The sequence below is a fragment of the Peribacillus sp. CSMR9 genome (genome assembly GCF_033141925.1).
In the GTDB taxonomy this organism is placed as follows: Bacteria; Bacillota; Bacilli; order Bacillales; family DSM-1321; genus Peribacillus; species Peribacillus simplex_A.
The window spans coordinates 25,433-38,114 of sequence record NZ_JAOPHO010000003.1 but is presented as its reverse complement, the minus strand read 5'-3'; the positions used below and the strand labels follow the sequence as shown (position 1 = coordinate 38,114).

The 12,682-nt window shown below is 37.0% G+C and carries 7 protein-coding genes and 2 pseudogenes; 8 read left to right on the top strand and 1 reads right to left on the bottom strand.

The window, feature by feature from the left end; all coding sequences use genetic code 11:
- Positions 1-88 precede the first annotated feature (88 nt).
- Positions 89-1,597, top strand: coding sequence for a glycoside hydrolase family 32 protein (locus N9I19_RS03320; protein ID WP_317777079.1), 1,509 nt, complete (start codon positions 89-91; stop codon positions 1,595-1,597).
- Positions 1,598-1,883: 286 nt separating this feature from the next.
- On the opposite strand, the pseudogene N9I19_RS03315 reads toward N9I19_RS03320, so the two are convergent.
- A pseudogene (locus tag N9I19_RS03315) lies at positions 1,884-3,078 on the bottom strand (IS4 family transposase); the annotation flags it as partial.
- Between the two features lie 53 nt (positions 3,079-3,131).
- On the opposite strand from N9I19_RS03315, the gene N9I19_RS03310 reads away from it, so the two are divergent.
- The 7 genes and pseudogenes from N9I19_RS03310 (at position 3,132) to N9I19_RS25135 (ending at position 12,628) form a co-directional block, all read left to right on the top strand.
- Positions 3,132-4,285, top strand: a protein-coding gene (locus tag N9I19_RS03310) for an IS3 family transposase (RefSeq protein WP_411730396.1) whose coding sequence is annotated in 2 segments (ribosomal slippage) — positions 3,132-3,384 and positions 3,384-4,285 — 1,155 coding nt in all. Because the reading frame shifts where the segments join, the coding sequence is not laid out codon by codon here.
- A 331-nt stretch (positions 4,286-4,616) separates the two neighbouring features.
- Positions 4,617-5,369 carry a DeoR/GlpR family DNA-binding transcription regulator gene (locus N9I19_RS03305; RefSeq protein ID WP_317776969.1) on the top strand — a complete coding sequence of 251 codons (753 nt, stop codon included), beginning with the start codon at positions 4,617-4,619 and terminating at the stop codon, positions 5,367-5,369.
- A gap of 546 nt (positions 5,370-5,915) precedes the next feature.
- Positions 5,916-6,896 carry an ABC transporter substrate-binding protein gene (locus tag N9I19_RS03300; RefSeq protein WP_317776968.1) on the top strand — a complete coding sequence of 327 codons (981 nt, stop codon included), beginning with the start codon at positions 5,916-5,918 and terminating at the stop codon, positions 6,894-6,896.
- Positions 6,897-6,976: 80 nt separating this feature from the next.
- The gene (locus N9I19_RS03295) at positions 6,977-8,542 is read left to right on the top strand and encodes a sugar ABC transporter ATP-binding protein (protein WP_317776967.1); all 1,566 of its coding nucleotides are present in this window, start codon (positions 6,977-6,979) and stop codon (positions 8,540-8,542) included.
- An 80-nt stretch (positions 8,543-8,622) separates the two neighbouring features.
- Positions 8,623-9,525, top strand: coding sequence for an ABC transporter permease (locus tag N9I19_RS03290; RefSeq protein ID WP_250211843.1), 903 nt, complete (start codon positions 8,623-8,625; stop codon positions 9,523-9,525).
- 46 nt (positions 9,526-9,571) lie between these two features.
- Positions 9,572-10,615, top strand: a pseudogene (locus N9I19_RS25140) (glycoside hydrolase family 32 protein); the annotation flags it as partial.
- A gap of 78 nt (positions 10,616-10,693) precedes the next feature.
- Positions 10,694-12,628: a glycoside hydrolase family 32 protein gene (locus N9I19_RS25135; protein WP_411730401.1), complete on the top strand. Its 1,935-nt coding sequence runs from the start codon at positions 10,694-10,696 to the stop codon at positions 12,626-12,628.
- Positions 12,629-12,682 lie beyond the last annotated feature (54 nt).

The following is a 12,682-nucleotide window of genomic DNA, read 5'->3' as shown; positions in this document are numbered from 1 at the left end:
TTTTTTCTATTTTAAAAGAGGAAAGTGGTGAGTTTAAGTGAACAAAAAGAAATATAAGATGGTTGGATTATTCGTTCTTGGATTATGGATGGTTATTAGCACAGGAATTTTGATTCATTCATTTTATAAAACAAAAGAAGCTAATCAGCCAAATAAGGTAGAAAAGCACTCTTACCGGGCTGCCTATCATTTTACTTCTCCTGATCATTGGAAAAACGATCCACAGAAGCCCGTTTACTATGAAGGAAATTATCATTATTTTTACCTCTATAATGGAGATTACCCGGATGGCAATGGTACAGAATGGCGACATGCCACCTCTAAAGATTTGATTCACTGGAATGATGAAGGAATTGCCATTCCAAAATATACGAATCAAAATGGGGATCCATGGACAGGGTCAGTCGTTATAGACACGGAAAATACAGCTGGGTTTGGAAAAGAGGCTTTTGTGGCGATCGCAACACAACCTTCTAAGGATGGCCAGAAACAAGAACAATTTCTATGGTACAGCACGGACAAAGGAAATACGTTTACCTCTTACAGTGACGAGCCTATTATGAAAAATCCAGGAACGAAGGATTTTAGAGATCCAAAAATCATCTGGGATAACACAAATCAAAAATGGGTCATGACCTTGGCCGAAGGATCGAAAATAGGTTTTTATGAGTCTAATAACCTGAAAGATTGGCGCTATACGAGTAGCTTTTCCACTAAGAACATTGGAGTTTTAGAGTGCCCTGACCTTTACCAGATCCGCGCTGATGACGGGACAGTAAAGTGGGTGCTGGGCGTCAGTGCAAACGGAAAAGCAGCAGGGAAACCCAACACCTATGCATACTGGACAGGAACGTTTAATGGAACGGAATTTCTTCTAGATAACCATGAACCGCAATGGCTAGACTACGGTTTCGATTGGTATGGCGGAGTAACGTTTGAAGATGGCAAGGCAAGTGACAAATTAGACAAACGCTATGCCCTCGCTTGGATGAATAACTGGGCCTACGCCAACAATACGCCGACATTAAAAGAAGGGTTTAACGGAATGGATTCGATCATCCGTCAAATTGAACTAAAGCGTGAAGGAGAGAACAAGTATTATCTTTCTTCACAGCCTTCAGAAGCATTAAAAGAATTGACAAGCTCAACGAATTCTTTTGATAAAATCGAAGTGGATGGCTCGGAAACACTTGATGTTAAAGGAGGTGCCTATCAAGTAGAGGCAGATCTCTCATGGTCGGATTTTAAGACTGCAGGATTTAGGCTCAGGGAGTCAGATGATCAAAAACGCCACGTTGACGTAGGCATTTCTGCAGAAGGAAATTACTCTTATGTCAATCGGGTATTCACAGATCAACCTGACGAAACGAATCAGTTGGTTGAAAGTACTGCACCATTTGATGTCAGTAAGAAGAAGGTTCATTTAAAGATTCTCGTCGATAAAACGAGTATTGAAGTTTTTGTGGATGATGGAAAGGTTGCTTATTCAAACTTAATATTCCCTCATGCTGAAGATAAAGGAATTACTCTCTTCTCCGAGGGCGGAAAAGCGATCTTTAAGAATATGAAGGTTACACATTTTGATCCGATTAATTGAACCTCATCTTGGCAGATACCTTTCATATGGGTACACATACATTCTTTTATAAAGAAATAACTCTTCAAATATTAAAATTTACTAAAAGGGGTACCACCACATCGCCATCAAGCTAAGCGCGCAAGAGATAATATAAAAGTGTGTTCTCTTTAATTTGCTAAGGTAACACTAAAAATGCTCATGACAAAAAAAACCATCAAATAGTTTTTTAAAAAAAATATTAGGCAGCTTTAAGTTTTTGTGACAGACGTAGAAAAACTTTTGATAATTCTTTGGCGTCCTTTTATAATCCTTGATAAAACAATAAATAATAGTCTTTTATCATATAGATGGATTTATATTCACTTAACTCCTTCTTTTTCTTATCTAAAAGTAACTGACGCATTCTAAACATCGTAGATGAACAGAGTAAAATGCTAATAAGTTGCCCATACAAGTGACACTCTAAGCGTTCCCTCTTAATCTCTATGCACTTGTCAATTTGAAAGAAAGATTTCCATGTCTTAAATAGAATTTCAATCTACCAACGTAACGAATACAGTTCATGAATATGTTCCGTTGGAACGTCTTCTAAAGAAAGATTTGTAATAATATGTTCATTCCACTTAATCGTTTGCTTCGGTCTTTATAGGTAATGCCCTTCTTCTTTTCTTTTTTTGCTTGTTCTTTCAATCTTTTCTCTGTTTGTACCTCAGTTAGTCGATGAATAATCACTCGGGCGGGTAGTTTTTGATACAGTCCAATGTATGCTTCTGAAATTTCAAGTGTTTGACCAGGTTGTAATTGATTCATAAGCTCTTCCGTGTCTAACTGAATAAAGAGAGTACCTTTCTTCACAGTCCCATTCCGAAAAAACTCTGGTTCATCATTCTTACGATATATATACGAGAATTCAACTTCAAACGTGAGACAAAGTAAGCACCTTCATCATTCATTTTCTGTAAGTCGTGTAAGTCGAAATACCCTAAATCCCTTATGTATAAGTCTTTCGGTTGAATGGTTAGTAGACTTGTGGAACCGAAGGTTTTATCATTTTATCTCCCTTCTCCTACATAAACGTGGAGGAACTTCCCACTCAATAAGTCATATTCAAGTTGGATTTTAACACCTGCGGTATGGCTATTTCCGCCAGAACCTTGATAATGTGAAGCAAACTTATCTGGAAGTTGAAATGTTGTAGAATCTAGGATCCGAATACGTTTAAAAGTCGTGGAGTATGGATGAAGTATTTCTTGTGTTGAATGAATTCTTTGAGTTAAAAGATTAGCTAGAAGTTGTTAAAGAAACTGTACGGCTGAACCATTAAATCGTTGATTAAGCCCTTAGGGGCTCATGAGGACACATGTAGATGCTTCGAGACGGCTACACAATTGTATTAGTGGTGTACTCGCGGCCTGTTGACTAAGCCATACACATAAAGCAATTAATTCTTGTGCTTGATATTTACTTGTACGTTAAACAAAACCAACTTCTGGAGTTAGTATAGTTTCATGGACACATTTTAGTTAAGTCCAACAATGATTTTTGAGAGGATGTGTTCGAACGTAAGAATACATATAAAAAATATAATAATGAATTCAAGAAGACTTTTGTAGATCTTTATCACTCGGGTAATTCAGTAAGAGAATTAAGTGGCGAATATGGTGTATCAGACGTAACTATTTATAAATGGGTTAAAGAATTTACCCCTATCGGTTTAGGGAATGAGTCTATGACTCCGAAGGAATTAGCCGCCATACAGAAGGAAAACCTTCGGTTAAAGCAGGAAGTTGAAATCTTAAAAAAGGCTATGGCCATATTCGCGAAAAAATAACCGAGACAGATCTTACCGAATTTATCGAGGAAAATAGGAATCTATACCCTGTACAGAGAATGTGTGAAGTATTAGAAATCCCAAGAAGCAGCCATTATCAGTCTCTTCAACTTGTCGTATCCAATCGCGAACAGGAAAACAAAGAACTAACGAATAAAATGAATCTCATTTACCTAGAAAGCAAGGGAAGGTATGGTGCTCCTAAGATACATCAAATCCTATTAACCAAAGGATTTTCCCTCAGTCTAAAGCGTGTTCAACGCTTAATGAGCAAGGCGAGTATTCGTTCTATCACGAAGAAAAAATACCGTCCTTATCCATCTAAAGAAAAAGTTATTCAGTTAGATAATTTGCTTAAACGAGACTTTACCACCCAGACCATTAATGAGAAATGGGTAGCTGATATTACGTATATCCACACGTTAAAAGACGGATGGTGTTATTTAGCTTCTGTATTGGATCTTGATTCTAAGAAAGTAGTAGGGTATTCCTTTTCACGTTCTATGACGACAGAACTGGTCATAAAAGCTTTCGATAACGCTCACTCTTCACAAAAGCCCTCGGAGGGCTTAGTTCTTCATACGGATCTTGGCTCACAATATACAAGCAGTGAGTTTACTCAACATACCCAGAATCATCATATTAAGCAATCCTTTAGTCAGAAAGGTTGCCCGTACGATAATGCCTGTATTGAATCCTTTCATGCGATATTAAAAAAGGAAGAAGTCAACCACGTCCAGTATCTAGATTACCAAACAGCTAAATTAGCGATATTCCAATTTATTGAAGGTTGGTATAACCGAAAAAGAATTCACAGCAGCTTAGGATCTAAAACTCCACAAGCTATTGAAGACCAAATTAGAAATGCAGCTTAAGATTTAACTTTTTTGTGTCCAAAATATTGACCCAAATCCATTCTTTAGCTAATTGTTGTAGAGAAGATGGGATAATAGTTTTGAAGTTCTTGAGAAAAGAGATTCATTTCGTCTGAAACAGAAAAACTCATAGAAAACGCCATCCTTCCTGTATATTTCTACAAAAGGAATAGCGTTTTTTCGTTATGATGATACAAATTTACCTTAGCTTGTTGGCGGTACCCCTAATATAGTTCTCACATGTCACTGCAAAATTCTATATACTAAAATTAATTAAACTAGAATACACGAAGAACCTTTAAATAAAAGTGTAATACGAGGAGGAGATATCATGCTTATTACGGAACGGCATCAATTAATTTTAAAGCTGTTAAAAGAAAAGGGGAATGTTAAGATTCATGAGCTAGTAGAATTAACAAATACTTCAGAATCTACTTTGCGTCGTGATCTAGATCAATTAGAAAAGCAGAACTACTTAAAACGAGTACATGGTGGAGCTTCACTATTACATAGTAAACGAGACGAACCAAGTGTGTTTGAGAAAATAACGCAGAACCTTGAGGAAAAAGCTAAGATAGCAAAATATGCGGCAGAACTAATTTTGGACGGCGACTGTGTTTATCTTGATGCTGGAACAACAACGTATCAGATGATCAAACATTTAAGGCAAAAAGATATCGTTGTCATTACAAACGGAATTGATCATTTAGATGCATTACTTGAAAATGAAATATGTACATATTTTATTGGTGGATTTGTTAAAAAGATTACTAAAGCAACAGTTGGACGTTATGCATACGAAAGTATAAAAAAATACAGATTTGATAAGTGTTTCATGGGTGCGAACGCTATTCATTATAATTTTGGATTGACTACCCCAGATCCAGAAGAGGCGCAAATAAAAGAAAGAGCCATTTTTTTGTCACGTGAGACCTTTGTATTAGCAGATCATACAAAATTTGGAGAAGTATCATTTTCTAAGTTTGCAGATTTAAACCAAACAAAAGTTATTACGAATGAAGAAAGTACAATAACGTTAGGAAAATATAAGGAGAAAACGGAGATAATTATTGTGAGGGATTAAAAACTAAATTTGCTATCGTTGAAGGAAAGCTGGTATTCAAACTGTCTGATTCAGACAGTTTGAATACCAGCTTTTTTGAAAATTCTGAAATTATTTTATTGGAAATTCCCCCCTTTGTTTTATCAATATAATAAAGAATGCTTGATTTATTGTAATGTGATCAATTAACAATGAGGGAAAATCTGCTCCATCTATTAAACATTCCATTTGAAAGTTTAATATTTTATGTTATCAATATATTTTTTGTAATAATTGGAACCATTGACAATTACAAACAGCTTTAATATAATCAAAATCAATCAAAACCAACCAAATTCATTCAATTATAATTATAATGTGTAAAGGGTAATTATATTGTTTTACAAGGGATGAAAGCGTTATCAATAAATAGTCAATGTGAAAAAACTATCAAAATCAACCATATCTCCATTATTTCAACCAAAAATATTCATTTAAGGAGGTGATCTAGTTTAAGAGATTGAGAGCGGTAACAATTTCTCGTTCTGTAGCTAATTATTTTCATCTTCAAAAACTAGGGGGATTAATATGAAAAAATATGTAAAAATTCTAGGAATACTAGTTTTGACGTTTGTAATTGCCGCGATGACGGCATGTAGTGGGGCTAGTGAATCATCAAATGGATCAACAGACGGTAACGAAGGACAAGAAGGTAACAAACAATTAACGATCGGTGTAGCGGTGGGTAGTTTAGCAAACCCTTTCTTCGTCTCCATGGGTAAAGGTGCTGAAGAAGCAGGAAAAGAATTAGGTGCTGAAGTTCTAGTTGAAAGCGCTGAATATGATCTAGCAAAACAAGCAGCTCAAATTGAAAACTTTATTACGAAAAAGGTAGATATTATTCTTTTAAATGCTGTTGATACAAAAGGAATTGCGGCAGCTGTTCAACAGGCCAAAGCTGCTGATATTCCAGTAGTTGCTGTAGATACTAATGCTGAAGGTGGTGTCGATGCCACTGTTACTTCAGACAACTATCAAGCTGGTAAACTGGCCGGAGAATATGTGATTGAAAAATTAGGTGGAAAAGGAAAAATAGCTATTATTGATGGACCTCCTGTTTCGGCTGTATCTGATCGTATTCAAGGATTTGAAGATGCAATAAAGGATTCCGAAATTAAAGTAATCGCGAAGCAAAATGGAGAAGGGAATCGCGAAAAGGCATTAACGGTGATGGAAAGTATTTTACAAGCTAATTCATCAGGCTCTATTGACGCTGTATTTGCGATTAATGATCCAGCAGCAATTGGTGTTGAAATTGCTCAAGAGCAAGCGAATCGTAAAAATGAATTTTTCATTGTCGGAGTGGACGGTGCTCCTGAAGCCACAGAAGCAATGGCAAAGGAAGGAAGTACAATTGCTGCAACTTCAGCTCAGTCACCTAGTAACATGATCAAAAAAGCTGTTGAAATCGGAATGAAAGTGAAAAATGGTGAAGAAGTTGAGGAGCTTATTAAAGTTCCAGTTGAGATTGTAACTCAAGATACATTAGATTCTTACCAAGGTTGGTAAGAATCTTTCAATAAATAGGCTGATAAGGATTCCTCCTTTAATCTGCCTATTCAAATCAATATAAGGGGTGAGATAAAGGTATGGCTGTCAATGAAATGTCGCTTAAAGGCCAACAAATTCTAAAAAAGCCAGTGTTGAATATGGCAGGGATTAGTAAAACGTTCTCAAGTGTAACCGTATTGAACAATGTGAGAATGGAACTTTATCCAGGTGAAGTACATGCATTAATGGGAGAGAATGGCGCTGGAAAGTCAACTTTCATGAAAATCCTCGCAGGCATTCATACACCTGATGACAATGGTGGGAAAATCTACTTGAAAGGTCAACCAATTTTATGGAAGGACCCTACTGATGCAAGGAACAAAGGAATTAGTGTTATTCATCAGGAGTTAAACCTTTCTCCTAATTTAACAATAAGTGAAAATATCTTAATGGGTTCGAACTTTCCTAGAAATGGTTTAGGAATGGTGAAATGGGATGAGGTCCATGAACGTGCCCAAGAGGTGTTAGATTCAATGGGGTCGAATTTAAATCCACGCCAATTGGTTTCGACCTTAAGTGTTGCTCAACAACAAATGGTCGAGATCGCCCGAGCATTATCCTTTAATGCAGAGGTACTCATAATGGATGAACCAACCGCCTCTTTAACAGATAAAGAAATAAAAAAGCTGTTTGAAATAATTGATGATTTGAAAAAGCAGGGAGTTGCTATTGTATATATCTCTCACAGAATGGAAGAAATCTTTAAAATTTCTAATAGGTTCACTGTATTACGTGACGGCGAATGGATTGCAAGTGGGCCGATTGAAGAGACAAATCCTGATCATCTCGTAAAGCTAATGGTAGGACGGGATTTAAAGGACTTGTTTAATCGGTCAAAAGCTTTTGGTACAAAATATCCAAAGGAAGTTTCACCTGTACTTGAATTGAAAAATGTTTCTGATAACACGATTGTAAAGAATGTATCTTTAAAAATTTACCCAGGTGAAATTGTTGGTTTAGCGGGGCTTGTTGGAGCTGGCAGAACAGAATTGGTTAGGGCCATTTTCGGTTTGTCCGAGTTGAAAAGTGGCGAAATATTGGTTGATGGTCAATCTGTTAAAATCAAATCCTCAATAGATGCTATTGCTAATAGGATTGCACATGTACCTGAAAGCAGGAAAGAACAAGGGTTATTTTTATCATTGTCCGTAAAAGAGAACATCATAATGGCTGAATTGAAAAAACACGCTAAAGCAGGAATTGTTAGTTGGAAGCAAGCAAATGAAAGCGCTAACCAATATATTGAAGACTTAAATATAAAAATAGCTTCCCCAGAACAGCAAGTATCAAACTTAAGTGGTGGGAATCAACAAAAGGTAGTGATCGCTAGGTGGCTATCAATTGCACCAAAGGTATTACTACTTGATGAACCAACACGAGGGGTTGATATAGGTGCCAAGACTGAAATCCACAAAATTGTGTCAAAGCTTGCAGATGAAGGATTGGCCGTTTTAATGATATCATCTGAACTTCCTGAAGTATTGGGGGTAAGTGATCGAATACTTGTCATGAGTGAAGGAAGGTTAACAGGCGAGCTTTCGAAGGAAGAAGCTACACAGGAAAAAATTATGCGTTTAGCTACCAAAGGGGGGAGAGAGAAATGAGAGGGAATACGCAAACTATTACACATTCACAACGCCTAAATATAGGAAATGTCCTTTATTCTTTATGGAATAGGCTTGGCATGATCATGATTTTATTAGTATTGTGTGTAGTACTTTCATTTACAGCACCAAATTTTTTAGATACAGCCAATTTATTGAATGTATTAAAACAAGTTTCTATTATTGCTATTTTAGCTGCTGGGATGACAATTGTTATTTTAACTGGTGGTATTGATTTATCAGTTGGTGCAACAGTTGCTCTATCTGGCGTTATCTCAGTCATGGTCTCTTCTGCAGGAGTTAATCCTATTATTGCGATGTTATCAGGCGTACTAGTAGGGTATGCAGTAGGACTGATTAATGGTTTTCTTACAGCCAAAGCAAAGTTACCAGCATTTATTGTTACACTAGGCAGCTTCACATATGTTCGTGGACTCGCTTATGTCATTAGTGGCGGTTATCCAATTGTTTTACAAAACGAAACATTTAAATTCATCGGTGGTGGAAGTATTTTCGGAATCCCCACTCCTATTTATATCATGTCTTTAGTATATGTTGTGATGTTTTTTGTTCTTAAATATACGATGTTTGGTCGTCATATTTATGCGATTGGTGGCAATGAAGAGGCAGCTCGGTTAACTGGAATTAAGGTTGAAAAGTCTTTAATCAATGTGTATTCGATTAGTGGTTTACTAGCTGGTTTAGGAGGAGTCGTTTTAGCGGGAAGGTTGTTTTCTGGACAGCCAACTGCTGGTCAAATGTATGAATTAGACGCAATTGCTGCTGTTATTCTAGGAGGAACAAGTTTAACAGGTGGAAAAGGGAAAATAATAGGAACAATTATTGGGGTTTTAATTATGGGGGTAATCAGTAATGGGTTAACTCTAATGGATGTCAACTATTATTGGCAGTTAGTTGTAAAAGGTGGAGTCATTGTGGCAGCCGTTCTATTAGATCGATTGCGCGGAAATAGTCCAGCATAACTATCACATGTCATTTTAGATTTTAAAAAAGGGATGTGAAATAAAGGTGAAGAGGATTATTAGTACTCTACTAATATGTTCAACTGTCACTTGTTTACCATTTAATAGTGCATATGCAGAAAATCCTGGGTATTATAATGAACCATACCGTAATCAATTTCATTTTTCTCCTGAAGCTAACTGGATGAATGATCCGAATGGTATGGTTTTTTATAAAGGTGAATATCATTTGTTTTATCAATATCATCCGTATGGAACGACATGGGGACCGATGCATTGGGGGCATGCTGTCAGTAAAGATCTTGTTAATTGGGAGCATTTGCCGATTGCTTTATCGCCGGATGAAAACGGCCAGATTTTCTCGGGGAGTGCTGTTATTGATTGGAACAATACAGCTGGCTTTGGAAAAGAAGCAATGGTTGCCATCTTTACGCATTCAGGGGATAAGCAAGTCCAAAGTATAGCGTATAGCCTAGATGAAGGAAGAACTTGGGAAAAGTATAAAGGGAATCCCGTAATGCCAGACCCTCCTTTACAAGATTGGCGCGATCCTAAAGTATTTTGGCATGAAGAATCAAACCAATGGGTTATGTCGTTAGCGGCTAAGGATAAGATCATGTTTTATACCTCACCTAATTTAAAAGAGTGGGAGTATGCAAGTGAATTCGGCGAAGATGGTGGAATACAAGCAAATAGCTTAGACAGAACTTCTTATACCATGTCATCCCAGACAGGTGAATCATTTAGCTATGAGGGAGATATTACGCTTAATGAGAAGAATGGGAGAGAAGGGGCAGGCGGTTTAGTTTTTCGGTCAGATAGGAGTGCAAAGAACGGCTATGTTGCGAGCTTAGATGCCAAAAACGATGTCATAACATTAAGTAAGAATGTAGATGGAACAAATGAGGAAATTGCGAGAAAACCTTTTACCCTCAAAACTTCAACTACCTACCATGTGAAGGTTGAAACAGATGGGGATCAAATTCAAGTCTCTGTAAACGATCAATCTGTTATAAAAAAAACAGATATAGAATTCGATTATGGATACTATGGATTGTCAGCGTGGAATTCAACGGCTGCCTTTCGAAATGTGGAGTTCAAGAATACATCTAACTTTGAAACCAATTTATCAAAATGGACAGATGTAAACGGAAGCTGGGAGAACACGATGGATGGAAAAAGTGGAACCTCTACAGAGGATGCTTTTGTAATGAGTGGTCAAACAGCGGATAACTTTTTTTATGAAGCAAACATTGAGATATCTGGGGGAAAAGGTGGCAACGGAGCTGGCTCGCTCGTTTTTCGTGCAGATCCTAAAGCAACAAATGGTTATATGGCGAATATCGATGCTTTAAACGATACAATAAAAATCATGAAAATCGAAAATGGAGACATATCCATTCTAGCTGAAAAAACAATAAATCTAGATACAGATAAAAGGTACCATTTAAAAGCAAGCACCCACGGAAAAAATATTAAAATTTCTTTAGATGGAAATCTCATTCATGATGTAAATGATTCAACTTTTTCATCAGGGCATTTTGGCTTAAATGTTTGGAATTCATCCACGTTATTCCAAGATGTTCAAGTTGGTAAGAACATCATGACAAATGAGAAGGAAATTATTAATCATGATTTTGAGGCAGGTGATCTAACTGGGTGGAGTACAATCGAAGGTAATGCTTTCACAAAAGATCATGTGACAAATGTATCATCATACTGGGGAGGGGACTTCGGCCACCAAGGAAACTACCACTTATGGGGGTTTACTGATCTACAAAAGGGAGATGACGCAACAGGTGAACTGCACTCCTCATATTTTAAACTAGGTGGCTCTGGAGAAATCAACTTTCTGTTGGGCAGTGGTAATGATATCAACACCCGCTATGTTTCGTTAGTGAGAGCCTCTGATGATCAAGAATTATTTCGACAAGCCAATACCAAATTTAAAGAAGAAAAATATCAAAAATACGTCTGGGATGCGTCTAAATACATTGGAGAAGTGTTATATATTAAAGCTGTAGACCAAGCTACAGGTGGTTGGGGTCATATAAACATGGATGATGTTAATGTTTATAATGAAGGGGTCATGCCAAATGAAGTAGACCAAGTTGCCAAAGAGCCTGAGAAAGACGATTCGAAAGAAAGTGGCATCCTTACAGACTGGTCTGCTGTTTCTGGAGAGTGGATACCTTCTACTCATGGTAGTAACGGAGGGATTTGGGAATGTCCTACTCTCATCGAATTACCAATTGATGGTGACCCTTCAAAAACAAAATGGGTACTACAGGTAAGCATTAATGATGGCGCTCCTGCAGGCGGGTCAGGTATGCAATATTTTGTAGGTACCTTTGACGGGAAAACGTTTAAAAATGAAAACCCTTCCGATCAAGTGTTATGGACTGACTACGGGGCAGATTATTATGCCGCAGTAGATTGGAGCGGAATTGAAGGTAAGAATGGCGAAAAATATTGGATTGGCTGGATGAGTAATTGGCAATATGCAAATAATACACCAACTTCGACTTGGAGAAGTTCAACGACATTACCAAGAAAGATGGAGCTAACTCAGACAGAAGAAGGTTTACGTTTAAAACAAACACCAGTTTCTTTAAAAACCATTCGAGATAAGAGTGAAAAAATTTCATATAAAAATAAAGTCATATCTGGTGAAAGTAATCTCCTATCTAAACTATCAGAAGATACATTTGAAATGATAGGTGAGTTTGATGTAGATGATATAAAAGCAACTGAATTCGGCTTTCAAGTTCGTAAAGGAGCAACTGAATATACGACTATTGGCTATGATGTTGCCACCAAACAGTTATTCGTAGACCGTTCAAGTTCAGGAAGCTTTGATTATGGGAACAATGTAGTCGGTAAGCATGACGGACCGTTAAATGCATTAAATGGGACTGTGAAAATGCATATTTTCATTGACCGATCTGCTGTAGAAGTGTTTGGAAACAAAGGTGAAACGGTTATTTCTGATCAAATTTTCCCAGATCCATCAAGTAAAGGATTACAAATTTATAGCAAGGGTGGAGAAGTTACATTAAAGTCTTTGAAAATATACCCTTTAAAGAGTATATGGAAAAGATAAAGACTAAATTTCAAGCCTATTAAAGAGGGGTTGATAGTAAGAGTTTATGAAGGC

What these genes read in the sequence shown, in the direction of transcription:
- N9I19_RS03320 (WP_317777079.1), top strand. Translation starts at nt 89, where the DNA reads ATGGTTATTAGCACAGGAATTTTGATTCATTCATTTTATAAAACAAAA.
- N9I19_RS03305 (WP_317776969.1), top strand. Translation starts at nt 4,617, where the DNA reads ATGCTTATTACGGAACGGCATCAATTAATTTTAAAGCTGTTAAAAGAA.
- N9I19_RS03300 (WP_317776968.1), top strand. Translation starts at nt 5,916, where the DNA reads ATGAAAAAATATGTAAAAATTCTAGGAATACTAGTTTTGACGTTTGTA.
- N9I19_RS03295 (WP_317776967.1), top strand. Translation starts at nt 6,977, where the DNA reads ATGGCTGTCAATGAAATGTCGCTTAAAGGCCAACAAATTCTAAAAAAG.
- N9I19_RS03290 (WP_250211843.1), top strand. Translation starts at nt 8,623, where the DNA reads ATGATCATGATTTTATTAGTATTGTGTGTAGTACTTTCATTTACAGCA.
- N9I19_RS25135 (WP_411730401.1), top strand. Translation starts at nt 10,694, where the DNA reads ATGGATGGAAAAAGTGGAACCTCTACAGAGGATGCTTTTGTAATGAGT.